Source organism: Pseudomonas sp. NCHU5216 (genome assembly GCF_052156495.1).
Lineage (GTDB): Bacteria > Pseudomonadota > Gammaproteobacteria > Pseudomonadales > Pseudomonadaceae > Aquipseudomonas.
On record NZ_JBQLIX010000010.1, the window covers coordinates 89,980 to 114,914 of the forward strand.

Genomic DNA, 24,935 nt, shown 5'->3' on the forward strand with positions numbered 1-24,935 from the left:
CCAACAGGAGTGCAGGGATGCCCATCCGCACGCAAATTTGGACTGTCGGCGCGCAACCCACGCCGCTGAAAAACGCCGTGCTGGCCAGCGAGCAGTTTCTCGAAGACATGATCGTCAGCGCCCCGGCGCTGCTGTCCGAGGACTGGCTGCTGATCGGTCGGCAGGAAAGTACCGGCCAGGGCGGGCGTATCGACCTGCTGGCGCTGGCGCCAGATGCCTCGCTGGTGCTGATCGAACTCAAGCGCGAGCGCACCCCACGCGAGGTTGTGGCGCAGGCGCTGGACTATGCGGTGTGGGTCGAGCGGCTGCAGGCCAACGATATCGAGGCCATCTATCAGCGCTTCAAACCGCAGGGCGATCTTGCCGCCGACTTCCAGGCTCGTTTCGGTACGCCGCTGGAGGCCGAGGCGCTGAACCAGAGCCACCAGATCGTCATCGTCGCCGCCGAACTGGATGCCAGCAGCGAGCGCATCGTCGGCTACCTGAGCGAGCGTGATATCGCCATCAACGTGCTGTGCTTTCAGGTGTTCCAGTTGGGCGAACAACAACTGATCAGCCGCGCCTGGCTGCTCGACCCAACCGAGGCGCCGCAGGCCAGCAGCGCCAGCAAACCCGGCATGCCAGCCGAGCCGTGGAATGGTGAGTTCTATGGCTCCTTCGGCCACAGCAGCACGCGCGACTGGGCCGAGGCGCGGCACTTCGGTTTCATCTGCGGCGGTGGCGGCAGTTGGTACAGCAACAGCCTGAAAATGCTCGCCCCCGGCGACCGCGTGTGGGTCAATGTGCCCGGCGCCGGTTACGTGGGCGTGGCCAAGGTCACCGGCCATGCCACGCCGGCCAGGGACTTCTGCCTGCTGCACAACGGCGAGGAACGCCCGGCGCTGGCGCTGCTGCAGGCGGACTACCACCGCGAGCTGGTCGACGACCCTGAGCGCTGCGAATACTTCGTGCCGGTGCAGTGGCTGCACAGCCTGCCGCTGAACGAGGCGGTGAAAGAGGTAGGCCTGTTCGGCAACCAGAACACCATCTGCCGCCCCACCACGCCGAAATGGCGCTGGACGGTGGAGCGCTTGAAGGAGCGCTTCGCGCTCTGAGTACGGCTGTGCGCGCGGTTGCTATCGGGCTGTGCTCGGTGCGCGCCGCACGCGCCCAGCTCAGCCCGCCGCATACGCCGCCAGGCAGGTATCGAGCATGCGGTTGGAAAAGCCCCATTCGTTGTCGTACCAGGCCAGCACCTTGACCAGGCGGCCGTTCACCTTGGTGTGGTTGGCGTCGAAGATCGATGACAGCGGGTTGTGGTTGAAGTCGCAGGACACCAGCGGCAGCGGGTTGTAGCCCAGCACCTTCGAGCCTTCGGCGGCGGCGCGCAGCAGGGCGTTGATCTCTTCGGCGCTGGTGTCGCGCTGCACCTGCACGGTCAGATCCACCAACGACACGTTGATCACCGGCACCCGCACCGCCATGCCGGTCAGGCGTCCGGCCAGTTCCGGTAGCACCAGGCCGACGGCTTCGGCGGCGCCGGTCTTGGTGGGGATCATCGATTGGGTGGCCGAGCGGGCGCGGAAGGGGTCGGCGTGGTAGACGTCGGAGAGGTTCTGGTCGTTGGTGTAGGCGTGGATGGTGGTCATCAGCCCGCTTTCGATGCCCAGTTCGCGCTGCAGCACCTGGGCCACCGGCGCCAGGCAGTTGGTGGTGCAGGAGGCGTTGGAGATGATCTGCTGATCGGCGCGCAGGCTGCCATGGTTGACGCCATAGACGATGGTGGCATCGGCGCCCTTGGCCGGGGCGGAGATGATCACCTTGCGCGCGCCGGCAGCCAGGTGCGCGGCGGCCTTGTCGCGCTCGGTGAACAGGCCGGTGCACTCGAACACCACATCCACCTCAAGCGCCTTCCACGGCAGTTCGGCGGGGTTGCGCATGGCGCTGACGGCGATGGCGTCGCCGTTGACGATCAGGCTCTGGCCGTCGACCTCGACCGATGCATCGAAAATGCCGTGTACGCTGTCGTACTTGAGCAGGTGGGCGTTGATCGCGCTGTCGCCCAGGTCGTTGATCGCGACGACCTGCAGTTTGTCGCGGTAGTTCTGGGTATAGAGTGCCCGGAGCACGTTGCGGCCGATGCGGCCGAAACCGTTGATGGCAATTCGCAGTGTCATGGTGATGATCTCGGTTTGTTGTTTTAAAACAAGATTATTCCCATGAGGCTAGAAATCAAGCGCTTTGAATGTCAGTATTTTGATAAAAATACAATTTAATGGCTGTTCGATAGCCTGGAGTCGAAACCATGCATCCCCGCATTCTTGAGGTCACCGAGCGCCTCATTGCCCGTAGCTCTGCGACCCGCGAGCGTTACCTGGCGCAAATGGCTGCCGCCGACAGCCAGGGCCCGCACCGTGGAACGTTGCAGTGCGCCAACTTCGCCCACGGCGTGGCCGGCTGCAATTCCGCTGGCGACAAGCAGCGCCTGCGCCTGATGAACGAGGCCAACGTCGGCATCGTCACCGCCTACAACGACATGCTCTCGGCGCACCAGCCCTACGAGCACTACCCGCAGATGATCAAGCAGGCGCTGCGCGAAGTGGGCTCGGTCGGCCAGGTGGCCGGTGGCGTGCCGGCCATGTGCGATGGCGTGACCCAGGGTGAGCCGGGCATGGAACTGAGCCTGGCCAGCCGCGAGGTGATCGCCATGTCCACCGCCGTGGCGTTGTCGCACAACATGTTCGATGCGGCGATGCTGCTGGGCATCTGCGACAAGATCATCCCGGGGTTGATGATCGGCGCGCTGCGCTTCGGCCATCTGCCGATGATCTTCGTGCCGGGCGGGCCGATGCCCTCGGGCATCCCCAACAAGGAGAAGGCCGCCGTGCGCCAGCTCTACGCCGAGGGCAAGGCGAGCCGCGAAGAGCTGCTGGAATCGGAGATGAAGTCCTACCACAGCCCTGGCACCTGCACTTTCTACGGCACTGCCAATACCAATCAGGTGGTCATGGAAATCATGGGCCTGCACCTGCCGGGCTCGTCCTTCGTCAATCCCTACACGCCGCTGCGTGACGCGCTGACCGCCGAGGCCGCGCGCCAGGTGGTGCGCCTGACCCGCCAGGGCGGCGAGTACACGCCGCTGTGCCGGATCATCGACGAGAAGGCCATCGTCAACTCGGTGGTGGCGCTCAACGCCACGGGCGGTTCGACCAACCACACCTTGCATATTCCCGCGTTCGCCCGCGCTGCCGGTATTCACCTGACCTGGCAGGACATGGCCGATATCTCCGCCGTGACCCCGACCCTGGCCAAGGTCTACCCCAACGGCCAGGCCGACGTGAACCACTTCCATGCCTGCGGCGGTGTGCCCTTCATGGTGCGCACCCTGCTGGAGGCCGGCCTGCTGCACGAGGACGTGCACACCGTGGCCGGCCCCGGCCTGGCGCGCTATACCCAGGAACCTTTCCTCGACGATGGCCGCCTGGTCTGGCGCGAAGGCCCGGCGCAGAGCCTGGATCGCACTATTCTTCGCGGCGCGACCGAGGCCTTCTCGGCTGAAGGCGGGCTGCGCGTGCTCACGGGCAACCTGGGCAAGGGGGTGGCCAAGGTGTCGGCGGTGGCGCCGGAGCATCAGGTGGTCGAGGCGCCGGCGCGGGTCTTCGAGACTCAGGCCGAGCTGGCCGATGCCTTCAAGGCCGGTGAGCTGGAACTCGACTTCGTTGCCGTGGTGCGCTTCCAGGGGCCGAAAGCCAATGGCATGCCCGAGCTGCACAAGCTCACGCCCTACCTGGGCGTATTGCAGGATCGTGGCTTTCAGGTGGCGCTGGTCACCGATGGGCGCATGTCCGGCGCTTCCGGCAAGGTGCCGGCGGCCATTCACGTCAGCCCGGAAGCCTGGGATGGCGGGCCGCTGGCCAAGGTGCGCGACGGTGATCTGATCCGCGTCGATGGCGTCACCGGGCACTTGCAGGTGCTGGTGGATGAGGCCGACTGGGCCGCCCGCGAGCTGGCACCGCGCCCGCAGGGCACCGGCGTCGGTTGTGGGCGCGAGCTGTTCGCCTTCATGCGCGCCGCCTTCAGCCCGGCGGAGCAGGGCGCCAGTGCCTTCACGGCGGAGCTGGAGTCGCTGCGATGAGCCTGGTGCTGGTCGGCGATGTCGGCGGCACCAATGCGCGTTTTGCCCTGTGGCGCGATGGCCGTATCGAGGCCGTAAGGGTATCGGCCACGGCCGAGCATGCCACGCCGGAGCTGGCCGTGGCCGCCTACATGGCCGCCGTGGGGCTGGCGCCAGGTGAGGTGCAGACCATCTGCCTGGCCTGCGCCGGACCGGTGGAAGTCGATCCGTTTCGCTTTACCAACAACGCCTGGCGCATCAGCCGCGCGGCCTTTTGCGCCGAGTTGCAGGTGCGCGAGCTGCTGCTGATCAACGACTTCTCGGCCATGGCCCTGGGCATGACCTGCCTGCGCGAGGACGAGCGCATCAGCGTCTGCCCTGGCGTATCGGAGCCCGGTCGCCCGCGCGTGGTGATCGGTGCCGGCACCGGCCTGGGTGTCGGCACCTTGCTGGAGCTGCCGGGTGGCGTCTGGCATGCGCTGCCGGGCGAGGGTGGGCATGTCGATCTGCCGGTGGGCTCAGCGCGCGAGGCACAGATCTGGCAGGCCCTGCATGACCAGCTCGGGCATGTCAGCGCCGAGGCCGGCGCGCTCAGCGGCAATGGCCTGCTGGCGCTGTACCGCGCCACTTGTGCGGTGGACGGCCAGCCACCGCTGTTGCACAGTGCCGCGCAGATCACCAGCGCGGCGCTTGAGGGCGAGGCGCTGGCAGCCAGCGTGCTGGAAAGCTTCTGCTGCCTGCTGGGACGGGTGGCCGGCAACAACGTGCTGACCCTGGGCGCGCGCGGTGGGGTGTATATCGCCGGCGGCATGGTGCCGCGCTTCGCCGAGTTCTTCCTGGCCAGCGGCTTTTCCCGCTGCCTGCGCGACAAGGGCTGCATGAGCGATTATTTCGACGGTTTGCCAGTCTGGCTGGTGACCGCCGAGTATCCTGGGCTGATGGGCGCCGGTGTGGCGGCGGAGCAGCATCTGGCACGCAGGCGATAGCTGCTGTCTCCAAACGGCTTGGATAACGACAAGATCAAGGACTATCGATGTGAGCCCGACCGGAAAATCCATCCTGCTGGTGGATGACGACGAGGAAATCCGCGAGTTGCTGCAAACCTACCTGGGCCGCGCCGGCCTGCAGGTGCGCAGCGTGGCCGATGGCGCCGGCTTTCGCCAGGCGCTGGAGGAGGGCGGCGCGGACTTGCTGATTCTCGATGTGATGCTGCCCGACGAGGATGGCTTCAGCCTGTGCCGCTGGACGCGTGCGCATGGGCGTTTCGCCCAGGTGCCGATCATCATGCTCACCGCCAGCTCTGACGAAGCCGACCGGGTGATCGGTCTGGAGCTGGGCGCCGACGATTACCTGGGCAAACCCTTCAGCCCGCGTGAGTTGCTGGCGCGCATCAAGGCCCTGCTGCGTCGGGTGCACTTCGCCCAGGAGCGGGCGCCGGAGGTGCTGGCCTTCGATGAGTGGCGCCTGGATATGGTCAGCCACCGCCTGTTCCATCTCGATGGCGAGGAGGTGCTGCTGTCCGGCGCCGACTTCGCCCTGCTCAAGCTGTTTCTCGATCACCCGCAGCAGATTCTCGACCGCGACACCATCGGCAACGCCACCCGCGGCCGCGAGATGATGCCGCTGGAACGCGTCGTCGACATGGCCGTCAGTCGCCTGCGCCAGCGCCTGCGCGACACCGACAAGCCGCCACGGCTGATCCGCACCGTGCGCGGCAGCGGTTACCAGTTGGCCGCGACGGTCACCGCTCAGGCTGGCCATGCGCGCTGAGTGGCGGCGGCTGTTGCCGATTCCGCGTTCGCTGCTCGGGCGCATGCTGCTGCTGACCCTGCTCGCGGTGCTGGTGGCGCAGGCGCTGTCCAGCGCCATCTGGCTGTCGCAGTTGCGCGCCACTCAGCTCGAAGGCCTGGTCACCGCCGCGCGCAGCCTGGCCCATTCGATGTCGGCCAGCGTGCGTTACTTCCGTTCGTTGCCGGTGGCCTATCGGCCGCTGGTGCTCGACCAGTTGCGCAGCATGGGCGGCACGCGCTTCGTGGTCAGCCTCAACGACCGCCCCTTGCAGATGAAGCTGCTGCCGGCCACGCCGCGCAAGCAGGCGGTGACCGAGGCAGTGAGCGAGGTGCTGCGCGCCTCTCTGGGCAGCAGCGTGGATATCTCGGTGAGCTTCGTCAATCCGGATGACCTGCTGATCTTCAATGGCGGCCTCAAGCTCGATGAGCTGCCGCGCTCCTGGGCGCACTACGCGCTGACCCTGGAGCCGGTCAAGCCGCCGGTGCTGGTCACCCAGATGCAACTGGCGCCCGGCGAATGGTTGTACATCGCCTCGCTACTGCCCGAGCCCTACACCAGCCTGGAAGAGCCGGTGCTGCCGGCCCAGCAGCTCTGGTTCATGCTCTTCAGCAGTGCTTTCCTGCTGCTGTTCATCGGCTTGCTGGTGCATTGGCAGAGCCGCCCGCTCAAGCGCCTGGCGCGGGCGGCGCGGCACATGTCGCTGGGCGCCGAGGTGGAGCCGGTGGTCGAGGCTGGCGGGCGCGAGGTGGTGGAGGTGAGCCGCGCCTTCAATGCCATGCGCGAGCGCATCAGCCGTTACCTGACCGAGCGTGCGCAACTGTTCAGCGCCATTTCTCACGACCTGCGCACCCCCATCACGCGCCTGCGTCTGCGGGTCGAACTGCTGGAGGACGAGGCCCTGCAGGCCAAGTTCGGCCGCGACCTGGACGAGCTGGAATTACTGGTCAAGGGCGCGCTGCAATGCGTGAAGGACACCGACATCCACGAGAACATCGAGCCGGTGGATCTCAACCAGTTGCTGCATTGCCTGGTCGAACCCTACCTGGCGCCCACGGGAACGGGCCAGGTGACGGTGCACGGCCAGGCCCAGGCGCCTTACCCAGGTAAGCCCCTGGCGCTACGGCGCTGCATCGGCAACCTGATCGACAACGCGCTCAAGTACGGCCATAGCGCCCATCTGCATGTCGAGGACGACGCCCAGGCCTATGTGCTGCATGTCGATGACGACGGCCCTGGGGTGCCCGAGCAGCGCCTGGAGCAGGTATTCGAGCCACATTTCCGCCTGGCCGGGCAGCAGCAGGGCTACGGCCTGGGGCTGGGCATCGCGCGCAATATCGCCCACAGCCATGGCGGCGAGGTGAGTCTGCAGAACCTGCGTGAAGGTGGCCTGCGGGTGACCCTGCAATTGCCGCGCACGCCGGACTGACTGCCAGCCGCGGGTGTGGGCTGCGTTCGGGCGATATGCAGGTGCCATGGCACTGCGCTCAACCCAGGCTACGGGGGGGAGCGGGTGTCGTCATTTTGTAGCCAAGAATCTTCGGAGTCATTGCCATGAACCTGCCAGAACTGCCCGCCACGAGCTGGCTGAACAAAGCCAGCCACCGGGCCTGGCTGGACGCCGAAGGTCAGCGCCTGCTGGCCTTCGCCAGGGCTGCGCGTGTCGAGCAGGGCTTCGCCGCCCTCGATGAGCACGGCAACCTGCCGGTCGATGCCTGCGCCGAGCTGATTCACACCACGCGCATGACCCATTGCTTCGCCCTGGCACATATCCAGGGGTTGCCCGGCCATGCCCAGCTGGTCGACCACGGTATCGCGGCGTTGCGCGGGGCGCTGCGTGACGAGGTGCATGGCGGCTGGTTCGCCGATGCCCGCCGCAGCGGTGAGAAGAGCGCCTACCTGCATGCTTTCGTCGCCCTGGCTGCCAGCTCCGCGCGGGTGGCTCAGCGGCCTGGTGCCGAAGCGCTGCTGGCCGAGGCCATCGCGGTGCTCGAAGGGCATTTCTGGAGCGAGGAGGAGGGTGCCCTGCGGGAAAGCTTCAGCCGCGACTGGACGCAGGAAGAAGCCTATCGCGGTGCCAACAGCAACATGCATGGCGTGGAGGCCTTTCTCGCCCTGGCCGATATCACCGGCAATGCCCAGTGGCTGCAGCGCGCGCTGCGCGTTGCCGAGCGGCTGATCCATGGCCATGCCGTGGCCAGCGGCCATGTGGTGGTCGAGCATTTTGACCGGCATTGGCAGCCGTTGCCGGAGTACAACGCCGACAACCGTGCCGACCCCTTCCGCCCCTACGGCAGCACGCCGGGGCACAGCTTCGAGTGGGCGCGCCTGCTGCTGCATCTGGAAGCGGCCTTGGGCCGGGCGGGTTTGGCCGCCCCCGATTGGCTGCTGACGGACGCCCGCGGCCTGTTCGCCAGCGCCAGTCGCGCTGCCTGGCAGGCCGACGGCGCGCCAGGGCTGGTCTATAGCCTGGACTGGCAGGCGCGGCCCGTGGTGCGCGCGCGTTTGCACTGGGTGCAGGCCGAGGCCATCGCGGCCGCCGCGGCTTTGTTGCAGCGCACCGGCGAGGCCGACTACGAGCGCTGGTATCGGCAGTTGTGGGAGTTCGCCGCGCGCCACTTCATCGACCTGCAGGGCGGTAGTTGGCACCACGAGCTGGACAGCGACAACCGCCCCGCAGCCAGCATCTGGCCGGGCAAGCCCGACCTCTATCACGCCTATCAGGCCGTGCTGCTGCCGAGGCTGCCGCTGGCGCCGAGTCTCGCTAGCGCTTTGTAACGAGCTGGTGACATTCGCGCGTCGGTTCGTTACCTGAGCGCCCTCGAAGGCTGATTACACTCCATCCAAATGCAAGCGCCATGACTTGCCGGATAACAACAAGAAAGGTATTTACGATGAACTCGATTATTCGTATCTCCGCTGCCGTATCTCTCGTTTCCCTGATCCCATTCTCCGCCATGGCTGCCAACACCGAAGGTACGGTCGAGGTCGTGCATTGGTGGACCTCCGGTGGCGAGGCCGCCGCCGTCAAGGTGCTGCGTGAGCTGGTGGAGAAGGACGGCTACACCTGGAAGGACAGCGCCGTGGCCGGTGGTGCCGGCGCTGCCGCCATGACCGTACTGAAGACCCGGGTGATCTCCGGCAACCCGCCCGGTGCCGCGCAGATCAAGGGGCCGGATCTGCAGGAGTGGGGCGCGCTGGATCTGCTCGCGCCGCTGGATGACGTGGCCAAGGCCAACAACTGGGATGGCCTGCTCTCCAAGACCGTGGCCAACACCATGAAATACGACGGCCATTACGTCGCCGTGCCGGTGAACATCCACCGCGTCAACTGGCTGTGGATCAACCCGGAAGTGTTCAAAAAGGCCGGCATCGACAAGGCGCCGACCACCCTCGAAGAACTCTACGCCGCTGGCGACAAGCTCAAGGCCGCCGGTTTCGTGCCCCTGGCCCATGGTGGTCAGCCATGGCAGGACAGCACCGTGTTCGAGGGCCTGGTGCTCGGCATCATGGGTGCCGACGGCTACCACAAGGCCTTCGTCGAGCATGACGAGGCGACCCTCACCAGCCCACAGATGACCGAAGTGTTCAGCGCGCTGAAGAAGCTCTCCACCTACATGGACGACAACCGCGCCGGGCGCGACTGGAACCTGGCCACTGCGCAGGTGATCCAGGGCAAGGCCGGCATGCAGATCATGGGTGACTGGGCCAAGAGCGAGTGGACGGCGGCCGGCAAGGTGGCCGGCAAGGACTACCAGTGCGTGCCGATGCCAGGCACCGCTGGCAGCTACACCTACAACATCGACTCCCTGGCCATGTTCAAGCTCAAGGACGAAGGCGACATCGCCGCTCAGCATGCCCTGGCGCGCATTGCCCTGGAGCCGGAGTTCCAGTACGTGTTCAACGAGAACAAGGGCTCGATCCCGGTGCGTCCTGATCTGGACATGAGCAAGTTCGACAGTTGCGCCCAGGCCTCCATGAGGGATTTCCAGGAGGCCGACAAGGCCGGCACGCTGGAGCCGAGCATGGCCCACAGCATGGCCACCAACCTGGCGGTGCAGGGCGCGATCTTCGATGTGGTCAGCAACTTCATGACCGACAAGAACGCCGACCCGAGCAAGGCGGGCGCGCAGATCTACGCGGCGATCAAGGCCGCGCAGTAAGGCGCTGCGGGCCTGCACTGCAGGCCCGCCTCTCCATCCCATCACGAGCACGACAGGCCCTGGTGCTGTCGCGGGCAGCGCTCGGCCCGAATTCATCCACACACTGGTAATGCCCGATGAGTGTCACGACGCTAACCGCCAAGGCTTCACCCTTCGACGCGCTGCAACGCTGGCTGCCCAAGCTGGTGCTGGCGCCGAGCATGCTGGTGGTACTGGTCGGTTTCTATGGCTACATCCTGTGGACGGCGCTGCTGTCGTTCACCAACTCCAGCTTCATGCCCAGCTACAAGTGGGTGGGCCTGCAGCAATACGCGCGGCTGCTGGACAACGACCGCTGGTGGGTGGCGAGCAAGAACCTGATGGTGTTCGGCGGCCTGTTTATCGGCATCAGTCTGGTGGTCGGCGTGCTGCTGGCGGTGCTGCTGGATCAGCGCATCCGTCGTGAAGGCTTCATTCGCACCATCTACCTGTACCCCATGGCGCTGTCGATGATCGTCACCGGCACCGCCTGGAAGTGGCTGCTCAACCCCGGCCTGGGCCTGGACAAGATGCTTCGCGACTGGGGCTGGGAAGGCTTTCGCCTGGACTGGCTGGTGGATCAGGATCGGGTCATCTACTGCCTGGTGATCGCCGCCGTATGGCAGGCCTCGGGCTTCGTCATGGCGTTGTTCCTGGCCGGGCTGCGCAGCGTCGATCAGTCGATCATCCGCGCCGCCCAGGTGGATGGCGCGAGCCTGCCGACCATCTACCTGCGCATCGTGCTGCCGAGCTTGCGCCCGGTGTTCTTCAGCGCGGTGATGATCCTCGCCCACATCGCCATCAAGAGCTTCGACCTGGTGGCGGCGATGACCGCCGGTGGCCCTGGCTACGCCTCCGACCTGCCGGCGATGTTCATGTACAACTTCACCTTCAGCCGCGGCCAGATGGGCATTGGCTCGGCCAGCGCGATGCTGATGCTCGGCGCGATCCTGGCGATTCTGGTGCCGTACCTCTACTCGGAACTGCGAGGCAAACGCCATGACTAGAGCCTTCAGCTTCAGCCGCGTGGCGATCTACGCCACCCTATTGTTCGCTGCCGCACTGTACCTGGTGCCCTTGGTGGTGATGCTGCTGACCAGCTTCAAGACCCCCGAGGACGTGCGCACCGGCAACCTGCTGTCGCTACCCGAGGTGTTCACCATGATCGGCTGGATCAAGGCCTGGGGCGTGGTCGACGGCTACTTCTGGAACTCGGTGAAGATCGCCGTGCCGGGGGTGCTGATCTCCACGGCCATCGGCGCGCTGAATGGCTACGTGCTGTCGATGTGGCGCTTCCGTGGCTCGCAATTGTTCTTCGGCCTGCTGCTGTTCGGTTGCTTCCTGCCGTTCCAGACGGTGCTGCTGCCGGCCTCCTTCACCCTCGGCAAGCTGGGCCTGGCCAACACCACCACCGGCCTGGTGCTGGTGCACGTGGTCTACGGCATCGCCTTCACCACTTTGTTCTTCCGCAACTACTACGTCAGCGTGCCGGAGGCTCTGGTCAAGGCGGCGCGCCTGGATGGCGCCGGTTTCTTCACCATCTTCGGGCGCATCCTGCTGCCGATGTCGGTGCCGATCATCATGGTCTGCCTGATCTGGCAGTTCACTCAGATCTGGAACGATTTCCTCTTCGGCGTGGTGTTCGCCAGTGGCGACGCGCAGCCCATTACCGTGGCCCTGAACAACCTGGTGAACACCAGCACCGGGGCCAAGGAATACAACGTAGACATGGCCGCAGCGATGATCGCCGGGCTGCCGACCCTGCTGGTGTACATCCTGGCGGGCAAATATTTCCTGCGCGGCCTCACGGCCGGTGCAGTCAAAGGTTGAAAGCTGCGCTGGCAGCAGTGGAGAAGTGAATGGCAACGCTCGAACTGCGTAACGTCAACAAGTCCTACGGCAGCGGCCTGGCGGACACCCTCAAGTGCATCGACCTGCAGATCGATGACGGCGAGTTCCTGATCCTGGTGGGCCCCTCGGGCTGCGGCAAATCCACCCTGATGAACTGCATCGCCGGGCTGGAGAGCATCAGCAAGGGCGAGATATTGGTCGACGGCGTGGATATCAGCGGCATGAGCCCCAAGGATCGCGACATCGCCATGGTGTTCCAGTCCTACGCGCTGTACCCGACCATGAGCGTGCGCGACAACATCGCCTTCGGCCTGAAGATGCGCAAGATGGCCCCGGCGGCCATCGATGAAGAAGTGACCCGCGTGGCCAGGATGCTGCAGATCGAGCACCTGCTCAGCCGCAAGCCGGGCCAGCTTTCCGGTGGTCAGCAGCAGCGCGTGGCCATGGGCCGGGCGCTGGCACGGCGGCCGAAGATCTACCTGTTCGACGAGCCGCTGTCGAACCTCGACGCCAAGCTGCGCGTGGAGATGCGCACCGAAATCAAGCTGATGCACCAGCGCCTGAAGACCACCACGGTGTACGTCACCCATGACCAGATCGAGGCCATGACCCTGGGCGACAAGGTGGCGGTGATGAAGGAAGGGGTCATCCAGCAGTTCGGCACCCCACAGCAGATCTACAACGATCCGGCCAACCTGTTCGTCGCCAGCTTCATGGGCTCGCCGCCGATGAACTTCGTGCCGGTGCAACTGCAGCAGCGTGATGGCCAGTTCTGGGCTCGCCTGGCGTCGTCGGCGGGGCATTGCGAGCTGCCCCTCGGGCAACTGCCGACGGGCACCGAGCAGCGTCAGGTGCTGCTCGGCATCCGCCCGGAGCAGGTGCAGCTCAGCGCCGGTGAAACGCAAGGCGTGCTGCCGGCAGAGGTGGAAGTGCTCGAACCCACCGGCCCGGACACCCTGGTATTCGTCAGCGTCAACGACGCCAAGCTGTGCTGCCGCCTGGCCCCGGATCAGGCGCCGCCAGTCGGCCAGCGCCTGGAGCTGCAGATCGATGCGGCGCGGGCCTTGCTCTTCGACGCCGAGACTGGTGAGCGCGTGCGCCCGCTGCAAGCACAGGCTGGCGCAGCGAGTACAGCGAATGATCGTCACAAGGAGCCGGCCGCGTAGTCCTGATGCCGGTTTTGCAACGCGGTAACAACAATAAAAACAGCAGGAGAGGATATGAAGCGAGCAACGGGTTTGGGCCTGGTCATGGCCCTGGGTTCTCTGACACTGCCGATGTCGAGCATGGCGCTGGAGTTCAGTGGTTACCTGCGCAGCGGTGCCGGCACGGCCGATGGCAACGGCCGACAGTCATGCTTCCAACTGCCGGGCGCGCAGTCCAAGTACCGCCTGGGTAACGAGTGCGAGCAGTACGCCGAACTGGATCTGCGCCAGGATCTGTTCACCCTTGATGACGGCTCGGTACTGAGCGTCGAGGGCATGGCGCAGCTCTACAACCAGTACGGCCATACGCCGAAATTCACCGGCGACTATGGCTTCGCGCGGATGAACCAGATGTACGCCGAGTGGAGCAAGATGCCGGCACTGGGCGGCGGTTCGCTGTGGGCCGGGCGGCGTTTCTACAAGCGTAATGACATCCATATCTCCGACTTCTACTACTGGAACCAGAGCGCCACCGGCTTCGGTATCGACGAAATGAAGATCGGTGATCTCAAGTACAGCTACGTGTTCTCGCGCAAGGACAACTACGAGCAGGATCCCTACATCAACCGCCACGACTTCAACGTCGGCGGCTTCGTCACCAACCCGGGCGGCGAGGTCGAAGTGGGCGTCAGCTATATCGACAAGCCCGACAGCACCGATGCCCACAGCGGCTGGGCGGTGACCGCTCAGCACGTGCAGAAGAACTTCCTTGGCCTGAACGGCGACAACAAGTTCGCCCTGCAATACGGCCGCGGCCCCGGCACCGGGCTGGGTTATACCGGCGACCCGACGCTGGACAACAGCAACCGTAGCTGGCGCCTGGTGGAGTTCTTCGACTTCCAGATGACGCCACGCCTGGGTGGTCAGGTGGAATTGGTGTACCAGAAGGACAAGCGCCCGGACGGCGCCGATCAGAACTGGCTGTCCATCGGTGGCCGCACCAGCTACGCCTTCACCGAGCAGTTCAAGCTGGTGGGTGAGATCGGTCGGGATCAGGTCGAGGCGCCCGGCGGCACGCGCAAACTGACCAAGTTCACCATCGCGCCGACCTGGTCGCCCGCCGGCCCTGGCTTCTGGGCGCGCCCGGAGTTCCGCCTGTACTACACCTATGCCAGTTGGAACAAGGCCGCGCAGCAAGCCGCCAACCTGCTGGCCGAGGGCTCGGCCCTGTCCGACACCGGCGCCTTCGGCAGCTCGCGCAACGGCTCCAACTTCGGCGTGCAGGTGGAGTACTGGTGGAAGTGAGCGGCAAGCTGCAAGCCTCGAGCTGCAAGCAAGAGCAAGGGGCGGCCCCTCTTGCGGCTTGCAGCTTGAAGCTTGCGGCTATATGGGTTCCTCGTCAGCCGGATAACGGCTGGCGTTGAGGCTTTCCTTGATCTTGCGCAGGTGCGGCTGGAAGTCCACGCCGCGGCGCAGGGTCATGCCGGTGGCCAGCACGTCGAGCACGGTGAGCTGGATGATGCGCGAGGTCATCGGCATGTAGATGTCGGTGTCCTCGGGCAGCGGGATGTCCAGGCTCAGGCTGCTGGCCTGGGCCAACGGCGAGCCGGCGGCGGTGAGGCCGAGCACCGAGGCGCCGTTCTCCCGCGCCAGGCGCGCCACCTCCACCAGCTCACGGGTGCGCCCGGTGTAGGAGATGATCACGAACAGGTCGCCGGTGTGTGCCACCGAGGCCAGCATGCGCTGCATCAGCACGTCGGCATGGGCCGATACCGCCAGGTTGAAGCGGAAGAACTTGTGCTGGGCATCCAGCGCCACCGGGGCCGAGGCGCCGAGGCCGAAGAAGTGGATCTGCCGAGCCTGGATTAACATGTCCACGGCGCGGCTGATCAGCGCCGGGTCGAGGCTCTGGCAGGCGCTGTCCAGCGAGGCGATGGCGCTGCCGAAGATCTTGCGCGTGTAAGCCTCGGGGCCGTCGTCGGCCTCCACCGCCTGGCTGACATAGGCCGCGCCGCTGGCCAGGCTCTGCGCCAGTTGCATCTTCAATTCGGGGTAACCGTTGACGCCGAAGGAACGGCAGAAGCGGTTCACCGTGGGCTCGCTGACCTGAGCGGTCTGGGCCAGGGCGGCGATGCTCAGACGGGTGGCCTGCTGCGGGTTGTGCAGTATCACTTCGGCGACCTTGCGTTCGGCCTTGTTCAGGCTTTCCAGGCGGCCCTGAATCTGCTCGAGAAGATTGCGCACGCGATCCATTGTTGTCCTTGTCAGATTAAATGCGGAGTCAATCCTAAGCCGGGGCTCGCTGGCTGGCTACCGCTAAGCGATTTTCTGCTAAATGTTGTTTTTATTACTACATTGCGGTTGCAAGGCCTGGGATTAGCCGCTATCAATAACGCAACTTGATAGAAGAACAAAGATCATGCCTGTGATGCCTGTTGAACCCTGTACCTTTGCCCTGTTCGGCGCCCTGGGCGACCTGGCGCTGCGCAAGCTGTTCCCGGCGCTGTATCAGCTCGACCGTGCCGGCCTGCTGCATGCTGATACCCAGCTCCTGGCCCTGGCCCGTGAGACGGGCGATGCCGCCGTGCACCTGGGCGTGATCGAGCGTCACCTGCGCCGTTACCTGCCGGCCAACGAGCTGGATGAAACCGTGCTGCAGCGCTTTCAGGCACGCCTGCGCTACCTGAGCATGGAATTCCTGCCGGCAGATGCGTATCCACAGCTTGCCGAGATGGTGGCGCGTGATTGCCCGTTGATTGCCTACTTCGCCACGCCAGCTTCGGTGTACGGCGGCATCTGCGCCAACCTGGCCGCGGTCGGTCTCGCCGCGAACACCCGGGTGGTGCTGGAAAAACCCATCGGCCATGACCTGCCATCCTCGCGCGCGGTCAACGAGGCGGTGGCGGCCTACTTCCCGGAGAGCCAGGTCTATCGTATCGACCATTACCTGGGCAAGGAGACGGTGCAGAACCTGATCGCCCTGCGTTTTGCCAACAGCCTGTTCGAGACCCAGTGGAACCAGAACCACATCAGCCACGTGGAAATCACCGTGGCGGAGAAGGTGGGCATCGAGGGGCGCTGGGGCTATTTCGACAAGGCCGGGCAACTGCGCGACATGATCCAGAACCACCTGCTGCAACTGCTCTGCCTGATCGCCATGGATCCACCGGGCGATCTCTCGGCCGATGCCATCCGTGACGAGAAGGTCAAGGTGCTGCGCGCGCTGGAGCCGATCAGCGCCGACCAGTTGGCGCAGCGCGTGGTGCGTGGCCAGTACGTGGCCGGCATCAGCGATGGCAAGGCGGTGCCGGGGTATCTGGAGGAGGAAAATGCCAACGCCCAGAGCGACACGGAAACCTTCGTTGCGCTGCGTGCCGACATCCGCAACTGGCGTTGGGCGGGCGTGCCCTTCTACCTGCGCACCGGCAAGCGCATGGCGCAGAAGCTGTCGCAGATCGTCATTCACTTCAAGGCGCCGCCGCACTACATCTTCGCCCCTGAGCAGCGCCAGTTGATCGGCAACAAGCTGATCATTCGTCTGCAGCCGGATGAGAGCATTTCCTTGCAGGTGATGACCAAGGATCAGGGCTTGAACAAGGGCATGCAGCTACGCAGCGGGCCGTTGCAGCTGAATTTCTCCACGGCCTATGGCAGTGAGCGGATTCCCGATGCCTACGAGCGGCTGTTGCTGGAGGTCATGCGGGGCAATCAGAACCTGTTCGTGCGCAAGGATGAAATCGAACATGCCTGGCACTGGTGCGATCAACTGATCGCCGGCTGGCAGAAACTCGGCGATTCACCCAAGCACTATGTCGCCGGTACCTGGGGGCCAATGAGTTCCATTGCCCTGACCACTCGTGATGGATGGGCCTGGTATGGCGATCTCTGACCTGAAACTCCCTAGCGGCGTCGTGGCCCAAGGCTTCGAGCGCCCCCAGCAACTGGCCAAGGCGCAAGCCGAGCAGGTGGCTGCGGCCCTGCGCGAGGCGGTCGCCGAGCGCGGGCATGCCACCCTGGTGGTGTCCGGCGGGCGCAGCCCGGTGGCTTTCTTTCAGGCGCTGTCGGCGCAGGCTTTGCCCTGGAACAAGGTGCTGGTGAGCCTGGCCGACGAGCGCTGGGTGCCGGTCAGCCATGCCGACAGCAACGAGGCGCTGGTGCGCCGCCATCTGTTGCAAGGCCCGGCTGCCGAGGCGCATCTGCTCGGCCTCTACCGCAGTGCCGGCAGCCTGGAGCAGGCCGCCGAGCTGACCGAGCAGGCCCTGCGCGAGCTGCCGCCGATCGACGTGCTGGTACTGGGTATGGGCACCGACGGCCATACCGCTTCGCTGTTTCCTGGCAGTCCCAATCTGCCGCAGGCGTTGCAGGCCGATTGTCCGCGCCGCTGCCTGCCGATGCTGGCGCCGAGCGTGCCGCATCAGCGCCTGACCCTGACCCTGCCCGTGCTCAAGGCCGCGCGCCTGCAAATCCTGGCGATAGAAGGCCAGAACAAGCTGGCGGTGCTGGAGCAGGCCTTGCAACAGCGCGATCCGCACAGCATGCCGATCAACGCTTTCATCGACGCGCCCCTGAACATCTATTGGTGCCCGTAAGGAACGACTCTCATGACAGAAGCCACCAGCCGCACGGTTCCCAGCATGGCCGAGAAGATCGCCAGCATCGACGCGCTCTGCGCCCGCGCACGGATCATGCCGGTGATCACCATTGCCCGCGAGGAAGACATCCTGCCGCTGGCCGACGCCCTGGATGCTGGTGGCCTGCAGGTGCTGGAAATCACCCTGCGCTCGCCTCACGGCCTAGCCGCCATCCGCCGCCTGCGCCAGGAGCGCCCGCACCTGTGCGTTGGTGCCGGCACGGTGTTGGATCGGCAGATGCTGGCAGCGGTGGAGGAGGCCGGCGCACAGTTCGTGGTCAGCCCCGGCAGCACCGACGAGCTGCTGCGCGCTGCCTTGGAAAGCCCGCTGCCGCTGTTGCCTGGGGTGGCCAGCGCTTCGGAAATCATGCTCGGCTACAGCCTCGGCTATCGCCGCTTCAAGCTGTTCCCGGCCGAGGTCTGTGGCGGTGTTGCCGCGCTCAAGGCCTTCTCCGGGCCGTTCGGGGACGTGCGCTTCTGCCCGACCGGCGGAGTCGGCCCGGCCAATCTGCAGCACTACATGGCCTTGCCCAACGTGATGTGCGTTGGCGGTAGCTGGATGCTGAACAGCGCACAGGGCTGGGATGCCGTGCGCCAGGCCAGTGCCGAGGCGCTGGCGCTGCTGGATCGATAGCGCTGATGAGCCTGCGCATCAGCAAGGACACCCGCCTGTGCATGTCGCTGTCCGGGCAGCCGGGCAATTTCGGCACGCGCTTTCACAACTACCTGTATCAGGCCTTGGAGCTGGACTACCTGTACAAGGCCTTCACCACCACTGATCTGCCGGCCGCGATCGGTGGCATTCGTGCCCTGGGCATACGCGGCTGTGCGGTGTCGATGCCATTCAAGGAAGCCTGCATCGACTATCTCGATGGCCTGCACGACTCGGCTGCCACCTTGCAGTCGGTCAACACCATAGTCGCCGACGACGGCCGGCTGACCGGCTACAACACCGATTACAGCGCGGTGGTGAAGTTGCTGGCGCAGCATGGCGTGCCGCGCGATATCCCCTATGCGTTGCGCGGCAGCGGTGGCATGGCCAAGGCGGTGGGCTGCGGCCTGCGTGACAGCGGTTTCACCAATGGCTGCATCGTCGCCCGCAACGCGCGCACGGGCAGGGCGCTGGCCGCCGAGTGTGGCGTGCCCTGGTGCGAAAGCCTGGGCGGGCAGCCGGCCGGGCTGCTGGTCAATGTCACCCCGCTGGGCATGCGCGGCGAGCAGGCCGAGCAACTGTCCTTCGACGAGGCCGCCGTCGCCGCTGCGCAGTGGGTCTTCGACGTGGTCGCCGTACCGGTGGAAACCCCGCTGATCCGCCTGGCCCGGGCGCTGGGCAAGCCTGTCATCAGCGGCGGTGAAGTCATCGTGCTGCAGGCGCTGGAGCAGTTCGTCCTCTATACCGGTGTGCGCCCCGATGCCGAGCTGACCGAGCGTGCCGCGCGCTTCGCCCTGAGCGATAACTGAAACCCTCTGCGTCGGCCGATGTGGCGATATGTCACTGCCTGACAGGGGCGATTCTGGGCAACACCCTTGCGATAATGAGAAGATATTGCAACTGAGTGAAGCGCACGAATCGTCGAGGTCGTAGATGGCATTTTCCCGTAGACAGGTGCTGGCCGGGCTGGCTGGCCTGGGTGTGGTCGGCCTGGGGGCTGGTGGGGTGCGGTACTGGTTGGGGCGGCCAGAAAATGTCGCGACCCATGACTACGAACTGATCGCCGCACCAGTGGACATGGAGCTGGTGCCCGGGCACCTGACCCCGGCCTGGGGCTATGGCGGGCAGGCGCCGGGTGTCGAGCTGCGCTGCCGCCAGGGCGAGCGTTTGCGGGTGCGCTTCATCAACAAGCTGGAGCAGCAGAGCACCATCCACTGGCATGGCATTCGTCTGCCGCTGGCAATGGACGGGGTGCCCTACGTCTCGCAGGCACCGGTGCTGCCCGGCGAATACTTCGATTACGACTTCATCTGCCCGGATGCCGGCAGCTACTGGTATCACCCGCATACCAGCAGCGCCGAGCAGCTTGGCCGTGGCCTGGTTGGCCCGCTGATAGTCGAAGAGCGTGAGCCCACCGGCTTCCTGCATGAGCGCACGCTGAGCCTGAAGACCTGGCATGTCGACCAGCAGGGCGCCTTCACCCCTTTCACGGTACCACGCCAGGCGGCGCGCGAAGGCACACGCGGGCGCCTCGATACCATCAACGGCGTGCCCAAACCGACCGTGGAACTGCCGGCCGGGCAGTTGGTGCGCCTGCGCCTGATCAACCTCGACAACACCATCACCTACCGCCTCAACTTGCCGGGCGGCGAGGCGCGCATCTATGCGTTGGATGGCAACCCGGTACAGCCCAGGCCGTTGGGCAAGGAATACTGGCTGGGGCCGGGCATGCGCCTGGATCTGGCCTTGAAGGTGCCGGCTGCCGGCCAGGAGCTGTCCCTGCGCAACGGGCCGTTGCGTCTGGCGACCATCAAGAGCGTGGCCAGCAGCGAGGCGCCGGGTGAGTGGCCACCGGCGTTGCCGGCCAACCCGGTGGCCGAGCCGGATCTGGCCAAGGCCGAGACCCTGCGCTTCAACTTCGAGTGGGCGGCGGCGCTGGCCTCGCCGGCCGACGAGGCGGCTGGGCGTTACAAGTACTGGCAGATCAACGGCCAGGCCTGGGACATCAACGACAAGACCTGTGCCGACCGCCCCATCGCCACGCTCAAGCGTGGTGGGCACTACATCTTCGTACTGCGCAACATGGCTCAGTATCAGCACCCGATCCATTTGCACGGCATGTCGTTCAAGGTGCTGGACTCCGACCGCAAACGCATCATCCCGTACTTCACCGACACCTACCTGCTGGGCAAGAACGAGACAGCGCGCGTTGCCTTCGTCGCCGATAACCCGGGGGTGTGGATGTTCCACTGCCATGTCATCGATCACATGGAAACCGGGCTGATGGCGGCCATCGAGGTGGCCTGAAACCCTGATGCTAGCCCGCGTGCCGCGAACCTTGTGGTAAGGTGCGCGCCCCGTTCGCCGCCGGCCCCTGGCTGGTGGCGTGCGGGACGTCCTCCGGGCAGTCGCCGGGTGGGGCCTGGCTCTCCGTTTTGTTTGCGCAATGCCCGTTCACCGTTCAGAACAAAGGCCGTGGCAGTTCGGTTCAGGCCCTCCTGATACGTTGATTTTGTTGTAGAGGTGTTGTGATGAGTGAAACGCAGATCCGCTCCGTGGCGGGGCAGGCTGGTGCCGAGCCGGCGGCCGCATCCGGGCTGGAGGTCAAGCGCCTGAGCTTCCTCGAAGCCGTGGCGATGATCGTGGGCACCAATATCGGTGCCGGTGTGCTGTCGATGGCCTATGCCAGTCGCAAGGCCGGTTTCGCGCCTCTGCTGCTCTGGTTGGCTGTGGCGGGCATCTTCACCACCATCACCATGCTCTACGTCTCGGAAACCGCGCTGCGCACCCGTGCGCACAGCCAGCTCAGTGGCCTGGCCAAGCGCTATGTCGGCTCGTTCGGTTCCTGGGCGATCTTCCTCTCGGTAGCGGTCAACAGCATCGGTGCGCTGATCGCCTACATGAGCGGCAGCGGCAAGATTCTCTCGGCGTTCCTCGGTATCAGTCCGGCGCTGGGCAGCCTGCTGTTCTTCGCCCCGGCGGCGCTGGTGCTGTATCTGGGCCTGAGCGCCATCGGCAAAGGCGAGAAGTTCATCAGCATCGGCATGGTCAGCATGATCCTGATCCTGGTGGTCGCGACGCTGATCAACGACAACACCGATGCCGCGCGCCTGCTCGAAGGCGACTGGGTATACATGGTGCCGGTGTTCAACATCGCCGTGTTCTGCTTCTCGGCGCAGTACATCGTGCCGGAAATGGCCCGTGGCTTCGCCGACCGCCCGCAACTGCTGCCGCGTGCGGTGATCACCGGGATGATCAGCACCTTCGTCCTGCTGGCCATCGTGCCGGCTTCGGTGATCGCCCTGACCGGCCTGGAGAATCAGTCCGAGGTGGCCACCCTGGCCTGGGGCGAGGCGCTGGGGCAGTGGGCGTTCTACACCGCCAACACCTTCGCCCTGTGCGCGATGATGACTTCCTACTGGGGGCTGGGCGGCAGCTTCCTGACCAACATCTTCGACAAGTTCCAGTCGCTTGGCGCCGAGTCGCAGCCCAAGACCCGCCTGGTGGTGCTTGGCCTGGTGTGCGTGCCGCCGTTCGTGCTGGCGTACAGCGGCATGGTCGGCTTCGTCAACGCGCTGTACTTCGCCGGTGCCTTCAGCGGTGTGATCCTCTCGATCATGCCGATCCTCATGCTGCGCCAGGCGCGCCGCAGTGGTGATCTGCAGCCTGCCTGGCAATGTGGCTGGATCGCCCATCCGGCGCTGCAAGGGGTGATCGTGATGATCTATCTGGCCAGTGCCCTGTACGCCGTGCTCAGCGCCCTGCAACTGTTGCCGTCCGGTTGGTAGGGCGGGGCTTTCTTTCCGCGCCATTGTCTGTACATTGCGCACAGACAGCGGCACCCGCCAGCGTCCTCGGAACTACCTGACAGCGCCATGAACAGACCGCACATCATCGACCGATCACTCGACGAGCCCTTCATGCAGGCCGCCCTGGAACTGGCGCGCCAGGGCGCCGAGCTGGGCGAGGTGCCGGTGGGCGCGGTGCTGGTGCAGGAGGGGGAAATCATCGGCCGTGGCTTCAATTGCCCGATCTCACGCCATGACCCCAGCGCCCATGCCGAGATGGTGGCCATCCGCGCGGCGGCAGAGAGCGTGCGCAACTACCGGCTGCCGGGCAGCACCCTGTACGTCACCCTGGAGCCGTGCAGCATGTGCGCCGGGCTTATCGTGCATGCGCGCATCGCCCGTGTGGTATACGCCGCCAGCGAGCCGCGCGCCGGCATGGCGGTGAGTCAGGGGCGTTTCTTCGAGCAGGGCTTTCTCAATCACCGGGTGATGGTGGAGGGTGGGCTGCTGGCCGAGGAGAGCGGGGCGCTGCTCAAGGCGTTCTTCAAGGCGCGGCGCGGCTGAGTCGGTTTTTACAGGGAGAGGTGATGATGAAGCGATTGATGGCTCTGTTGGCGTTCATGGCTGCACCTGCGTTGGCCGAGGAGCGGCAGGTATACCTGCTGGCCACCGTGCAGTTGGGCGGTTCCAACCTGGCGCAAAGCGTCTTCTTGCACGAGTCGCAGATCACCACGCTGGAGGAGTGCCGGGCGGCCGTGCGCGACGGCCAGCGTGACCGCGACTGGCAGCGCTATCACCATATCTTCATGCGTGACCGCTTCAAGGGCTTTACCGGGCAACTGGATTATCGCTGCGTGTTCGCTATGCAGCGCTTCAGTGACTGGAACGACCGGGCACGCTACAGCCATCCTTACCTGATCAGCGTCGACGAAAAGTCCAATCTTCAGGTCGAGCGGATGCCGAGCCAGGCGCAATGCGCATCGAAGCTGGCGGCCTTGCCGCAGGCGCGGCGCGCGCAGAGTCGTTGTTCTGTGGGTAATCAGGCTTTGCTGTAGGGCACCTCAAAAAACTACCTGCGTTGCCATCGCGGCGTTAAAAACAGGCTAAAAATGCTCATTTACAGCGCGTAAACTGCGCTTTTTCGCCTGTTTTTGCCTTGCGCTGGCTGCCTCGCCTACGTTTTTAGAGGCACCCTGTAGGGCTCAGAGCTGCGGGGCTTCTTCTTCCGGCTTGCGCTTGTCGATGCCGGGCATGTGGATGCCACTCTCGGCGATTTCCGTGCCTTCCAGTTGCGGCTGGGTCACCCAGGTGAGGATGTCGTAGTAGCGACGGATGTTGCGCACGAAGTGCACCGGCTCACCGCCACGGGCATAACCGTAGCGGGTCTTGCTGTACCACTGCTTCTGCGCCAGGCGCGGCAGGATCTTCTGCACGTCGGCCCACTTGTTCGGATCCAGCCCTTCGGCTTCGGTCAGGCGGCGCGCGTCTTCCAGGTGGCCACCGCCGACGTTGTAGGCAGCCAGGGCGAACCAGGTGCGATCCGGCTCGGCGATGCTGTCCGGCAGTTGTTCGTGCATCTTCAGGAAGTAGCGGGCGCCGCCTTCGATGCTCTGCTTGGGATCGAGGCGGTTGGACACGCCGACCGATTGTGCGGTGCGCTGGGTCAGCATCATCAGGCCGCGCACGCCGGTCTTGGAGGTGGCATTGGGTTGCCACAGCGATTCCTGGTAGCCAATGGCGGCCAGCAGGCGCCAATCTACCTCATGGCTGCGTGAGGCATGGCGGAACATCTGCTCGTAGCGCGGCAGGCGCTGCTGCAGATGCTGGGCGAAGGTGTAGGCGCCGACATAACCCAGCACGTCGACATGGCCGTAATAGCGTTCCTTGAGGCGTTGCAGGGTGCCGTTGCTCTCGGCGCGCTTGAGGAAGGCGTCGATTTCCTGCAGCAGGCTGTCGTCGTCGCCGGCGGCCACGGCCCAGCGCATGCGGTTGGTATCGCCGAGGTCGAAGGCGACGCGTACGTTGGGGAAGTACACCTGGTTCATCGCCAGTTCGTTGGAGTCCACCAGGGTCAGGTCGATCTGCCCTTCATCCACCATGCGCAGCAGGTCGACCACCTCCACCGCGTCGGATACCTCGAACTGCAGCTCCGGTAGCTGCTGCTTGAGCGCCGCCAGTTGTTCGGCGTGGCTGCTCCCGGCCATGACCATGATGCGCTTGCCGACCAGGTCTTCGGCCTTGGTCGGGCGGCTGTCGCCCTGGCGATAGACCACCTGCGGGGTGACTTCCAGATAGGGGATGGAGAAACGCACCTGGCGCTTGCGTTGCGGCGTGTCGATCAGACCGGCGGCGGCCATCACCGGGCCGTTCTTGCTGTCGAGGCTGGCGAAGAGGCTGTCGAGGTTGTCGGCGGTTTCCACCTTCAGCTCCACGCCGAGATCCTTGGCGAAGCGCTTGGCCAGTTCATACTCGAAGCCGGTGGCGCCGTTGCGGTCCTGGAAGTAGGTGGAAGGGCTGTTTCGAGTGACCACGCGCAGCTCACCCGCCGCCTTTACCTGCTCGAGTACGCTGGGCTTGTGCTCTTCGCCACAGCCAGCAAGCATCAGGAGGGTTCCAATCGCCAACAGCCTTGTGGCGCAACGCATGCGTATCGCAGGTCGTGCAAACATCGGCGCAGTATACGCAAAGCGCAGGTCGTGCCATATCTCGACAGCGAGGCGCTTCTCTGCTAGTGCTCGCTCGTCTTCAAAGCTCGTGGCACGGGTGCTGTGCGCGCGGCTTTAGGCTAGAATGCACGGCCTCTAAGC

At 65.2% G+C, this 24,935-nt stretch carries 22 protein-coding genes; 19 read left to right on the forward strand and 3 right to left on the reverse strand.

The features are described 5' to 3' along the window. Positions 1-17 precede the first annotated feature (17 nt). A complete protein-coding gene (locus ACSVIK_RS10155; protein ID WP_442444218.1) occupies positions 18-1,094 on the forward strand; it encodes an endonuclease NucS domain-containing protein in 1,077 nt (358 codons plus the stop codon). 60 nt (positions 1,095-1,154) lie between these two features. On the opposite strand, the gene gap is transcribed toward ACSVIK_RS10155, so the two are convergent. Next, positions 1,155-2,156, reverse strand: a complete 1,002-nt coding sequence (gene gap, locus ACSVIK_RS10160; RefSeq protein WP_442444219.1) for a type I glyceraldehyde-3-phosphate dehydrogenase — start codon at positions 2,154-2,156, stop codon at positions 1,155-1,157. A gap of 128 nt (positions 2,157-2,284) precedes the next feature. On the opposite strand from gap, the gene edd reads away from it, so the two are divergent. The 10 genes from edd to ACSVIK_RS10210 all read left to right on the forward strand — a co-directional run bounded on the left by edd (position 2,285) and on the right by ACSVIK_RS10210 (position 14,363). Further along, positions 2,285-4,114: a phosphogluconate dehydratase gene (edd, locus tag ACSVIK_RS10165; RefSeq protein WP_442444220.1), complete on the forward strand. Its 1,830-nt coding sequence runs from the start codon at positions 2,285-2,287 to the stop codon at positions 4,112-4,114. Next, positions 4,111-5,079, forward strand: a complete 969-nt coding sequence (locus ACSVIK_RS10170; protein ID WP_442444221.1) for a glucokinase — start codon at positions 4,111-4,113, stop codon at positions 5,077-5,079. Before edd ends, ACSVIK_RS10170 begins: the two co-directional genes overlap by 4 nt. Positions 5,080-5,128: 49 nt before the next feature. Continuing rightward, on the forward strand, positions 5,129-5,863 hold the full coding sequence (locus tag ACSVIK_RS10175) for a response regulator (protein ID WP_442444222.1): 735 nt from the start codon (positions 5,129-5,131) through the stop codon (positions 5,861-5,863). Beyond that, positions 5,853-7,310, forward strand: a complete 1,458-nt coding sequence (locus tag ACSVIK_RS10180) for an ATP-binding protein (protein ID WP_442444223.1) — start codon at positions 5,853-5,855, stop codon at positions 7,308-7,310. Before ACSVIK_RS10175 ends, ACSVIK_RS10180 begins: the two co-directional genes overlap by 11 nt. Positions 7,311-7,435: 125 nt before the next feature. Beyond that, complete coding sequence (locus tag ACSVIK_RS10185) at positions 7,436-8,659, forward strand: D-mannose isomerase (RefSeq protein ID WP_442444224.1); 1,224 nt, start codon at positions 7,436-7,438, stop codon at positions 8,657-8,659. A gap of 116 nt (positions 8,660-8,775) precedes the next feature. After that, a complete protein-coding gene (locus ACSVIK_RS10190; protein WP_442444225.1) occupies positions 8,776-10,044 on the forward strand; it encodes an ABC transporter substrate-binding protein in 1,269 nt (422 codons plus the stop codon). Positions 10,045-10,160: 116 nt separating this feature from the next. Beyond that, positions 10,161-11,069 carry a carbohydrate ABC transporter permease gene (locus ACSVIK_RS10195; protein ID WP_268178729.1) on the forward strand — a complete coding sequence of 303 codons (909 nt, stop codon included), beginning with the start codon at positions 10,161-10,163 and terminating at the stop codon, positions 11,067-11,069. Then, positions 11,062-11,892: a carbohydrate ABC transporter permease gene (locus ACSVIK_RS10200; protein ID WP_442444226.1), complete on the forward strand. Its 831-nt coding sequence runs from the start codon at positions 11,062-11,064 to the stop codon at positions 11,890-11,892. Before ACSVIK_RS10195 ends, ACSVIK_RS10200 begins: the two co-directional genes overlap by 8 nt. A 29-nt stretch (positions 11,893-11,921) precedes the next feature. Beyond that, positions 11,922-13,079, forward strand: coding sequence for an ABC transporter ATP-binding protein (locus tag ACSVIK_RS10205; RefSeq protein WP_442444227.1), 1,158 nt, complete (start codon positions 11,922-11,924; stop codon positions 13,077-13,079). Positions 13,080-13,163: 84 nt separating this feature from the next. Continuing rightward, positions 13,164-14,363, forward strand: a complete 1,200-nt coding sequence (locus ACSVIK_RS10210; RefSeq protein ID WP_442444262.1) for a maltoporin — start codon at positions 13,164-13,166, stop codon at positions 14,361-14,363. Between the two features lie 78 nt (positions 14,364-14,441). On the opposite strand, the gene ACSVIK_RS10215 is transcribed toward ACSVIK_RS10210, so the two are convergent. Then, on the reverse strand, positions 14,442-15,302 hold the full coding sequence (locus ACSVIK_RS10215) for a MurR/RpiR family transcriptional regulator (protein ID WP_442444228.1): 861 nt from the start codon (positions 15,300-15,302) through the stop codon (positions 14,442-14,444). A 175-nt stretch (positions 15,303-15,477) separates the two neighbouring features. Between ACSVIK_RS10215 and zwf the strand changes: the two genes are divergently transcribed. The 8 genes from zwf to ACSVIK_RS10255 all read left to right on the forward strand — a co-directional run bounded on the left by zwf (position 15,478) and on the right by ACSVIK_RS10255 (position 23,183). Then, on the forward strand, positions 15,478-16,947 hold the full coding sequence (gene zwf, locus ACSVIK_RS10220) for a glucose-6-phosphate dehydrogenase (RefSeq protein WP_442444229.1): 1,470 nt from the start codon (positions 15,478-15,480) through the stop codon (positions 16,945-16,947). After that, positions 16,934-17,647, forward strand: a complete 714-nt coding sequence (gene pgl / locus ACSVIK_RS10225) for a 6-phosphogluconolactonase (RefSeq protein ID WP_442444230.1) — start codon at positions 16,934-16,936, stop codon at positions 17,645-17,647. The genes zwf and pgl overlap by 14 nt, the downstream gene beginning before the upstream one ends. Before the next feature lie 12 nt (positions 17,648-17,659). Next, positions 17,660-18,322 (forward strand): bifunctional 4-hydroxy-2-oxoglutarate aldolase/2-dehydro-3-deoxy-phosphogluconate aldolase, encoded by a 663-nt coding sequence (locus ACSVIK_RS10230; protein WP_442444231.1) that lies wholly within the window; start codon positions 17,660-17,662, stop codon positions 18,320-18,322. A gap of 5 nt (positions 18,323-18,327) precedes the next feature. Further along, on the forward strand, positions 18,328-19,149 hold the full coding sequence (locus ACSVIK_RS10235) for a shikimate 5-dehydrogenase (protein ID WP_442444232.1): 822 nt from the start codon (positions 18,328-18,330) through the stop codon (positions 19,147-19,149). A 124-nt stretch (positions 19,150-19,273) separates the two neighbouring features. Then, a complete protein-coding gene (locus tag ACSVIK_RS10240) occupies positions 19,274-20,647 on the forward strand; it encodes a multicopper oxidase family protein (RefSeq protein ID WP_442444233.1) in 1,374 nt (457 codons plus the stop codon). 224 nt (positions 20,648-20,871) lie between these two features. After that, complete coding sequence (locus ACSVIK_RS10245) at positions 20,872-22,128, forward strand: aromatic amino acid transport family protein (protein ID WP_442444234.1); 1,257 nt, start codon at positions 20,872-20,874, stop codon at positions 22,126-22,128. Between the two features lie 87 nt (positions 22,129-22,215). Then, positions 22,216-22,692, forward strand: coding sequence for a tRNA adenosine(34) deaminase TadA (gene tadA / locus ACSVIK_RS10250; RefSeq protein ID WP_442444235.1), 477 nt, complete (start codon positions 22,216-22,218; stop codon positions 22,690-22,692). Between the two features lie 23 nt (positions 22,693-22,715). Next, positions 22,716-23,183: a hypothetical protein gene (locus ACSVIK_RS10255; protein WP_442444236.1), complete on the forward strand. Its 468-nt coding sequence runs from the start codon at positions 22,716-22,718 to the stop codon at positions 23,181-23,183. A 147-nt stretch (positions 23,184-23,330) separates the two neighbouring features. Here ACSVIK_RS10255 and mltF read toward each other — a convergent pair whose 3' ends face one another. Next, positions 23,331-24,797, reverse strand: coding sequence for a membrane-bound lytic murein transglycosylase MltF (gene mltF / locus ACSVIK_RS10260; RefSeq protein ID WP_442444237.1), 1,467 nt, complete (start codon positions 24,795-24,797; stop codon positions 23,331-23,333). Positions 24,798-24,935 lie beyond the last annotated feature (138 nt).

Bases quoted from the DNA above. Each gene is read 5' to 3' on its own strand.
- ACSVIK_RS10245 (WP_442444234.1), top strand. From the start codon at position 20,872: ATGAGTGAAACGCAGATCCGCTCCGTGGCGGGGCAGGCTGGTGCCGAG.
- ACSVIK_RS10180 (WP_442444223.1), top strand. From the start codon at position 5,853: ATGCGCGCTGAGTGGCGGCGGCTGTTGCCGATTCCGCGTTCGCTGCTC.
- gap (WP_442444219.1), bottom strand. From the start codon at position 2,156: ATGACACTGCGAATTGCCATCAACGGTTTCGGCCGCATCGGCCGCAAC.
- tadA (WP_442444235.1), top strand. From the start codon at position 22,216: ATGAACAGACCGCACATCATCGACCGATCACTCGACGAGCCCTTCATG.
- ACSVIK_RS10235 (WP_442444232.1), top strand. From the start codon at position 18,328: ATGAGCCTGCGCATCAGCAAGGACACCCGCCTGTGCATGTCGCTGTCC.
- ACSVIK_RS10240 (WP_442444233.1), top strand. From the start codon at position 19,274: ATGGCATTTTCCCGTAGACAGGTGCTGGCCGGGCTGGCTGGCCTGGGT.
- mltF (WP_442444237.1), bottom strand. From the start codon at position 24,797: ATGTTTGCACGACCTGCGATACGCATGCGTTGCGCCACAAGGCTGTTG.
- ACSVIK_RS10255 (WP_442444236.1), top strand. From the start codon at position 22,716: ATGATGAAGCGATTGATGGCTCTGTTGGCGTTCATGGCTGCACCTGCG.
- ACSVIK_RS10200 (WP_442444226.1), top strand. From the start codon at position 11,062: ATGACTAGAGCCTTCAGCTTCAGCCGCGTGGCGATCTACGCCACCCTA.
- edd (WP_442444220.1), top strand. From the start codon at position 2,285: ATGCATCCCCGCATTCTTGAGGTCACCGAGCGCCTCATTGCCCGTAGC.
- ACSVIK_RS10230 (WP_442444231.1), top strand. From the start codon at position 17,660: ATGACAGAAGCCACCAGCCGCACGGTTCCCAGCATGGCCGAGAAGATC.
- ACSVIK_RS10190 (WP_442444225.1), top strand. From the start codon at position 8,776: ATGAACTCGATTATTCGTATCTCCGCTGCCGTATCTCTCGTTTCCCTG.
- ACSVIK_RS10205 (WP_442444227.1), top strand. From the start codon at position 11,922: ATGGCAACGCTCGAACTGCGTAACGTCAACAAGTCCTACGGCAGCGGC.
- ACSVIK_RS10155 (WP_442444218.1), top strand. From the start codon at position 18: ATGCCCATCCGCACGCAAATTTGGACTGTCGGCGCGCAACCCACGCCG.
- zwf (WP_442444229.1), top strand. From the start codon at position 15,478: ATGCCTGTGATGCCTGTTGAACCCTGTACCTTTGCCCTGTTCGGCGCC.
- ACSVIK_RS10185 (WP_442444224.1), top strand. From the start codon at position 7,436: ATGAACCTGCCAGAACTGCCCGCCACGAGCTGGCTGAACAAAGCCAGC.
- ACSVIK_RS10195 (WP_268178729.1), top strand. From the start codon at position 10,161: ATGAGTGTCACGACGCTAACCGCCAAGGCTTCACCCTTCGACGCGCTG.
- ACSVIK_RS10170 (WP_442444221.1), top strand. From the start codon at position 4,111: ATGAGCCTGGTGCTGGTCGGCGATGTCGGCGGCACCAATGCGCGTTTT.
- pgl (WP_442444230.1), top strand. From the start codon at position 16,934: ATGGCGATCTCTGACCTGAAACTCCCTAGCGGCGTCGTGGCCCAAGGC.
- ACSVIK_RS10210 (WP_442444262.1), top strand. From the start codon at position 13,164: ATGGCCCTGGGTTCTCTGACACTGCCGATGTCGAGCATGGCGCTGGAG.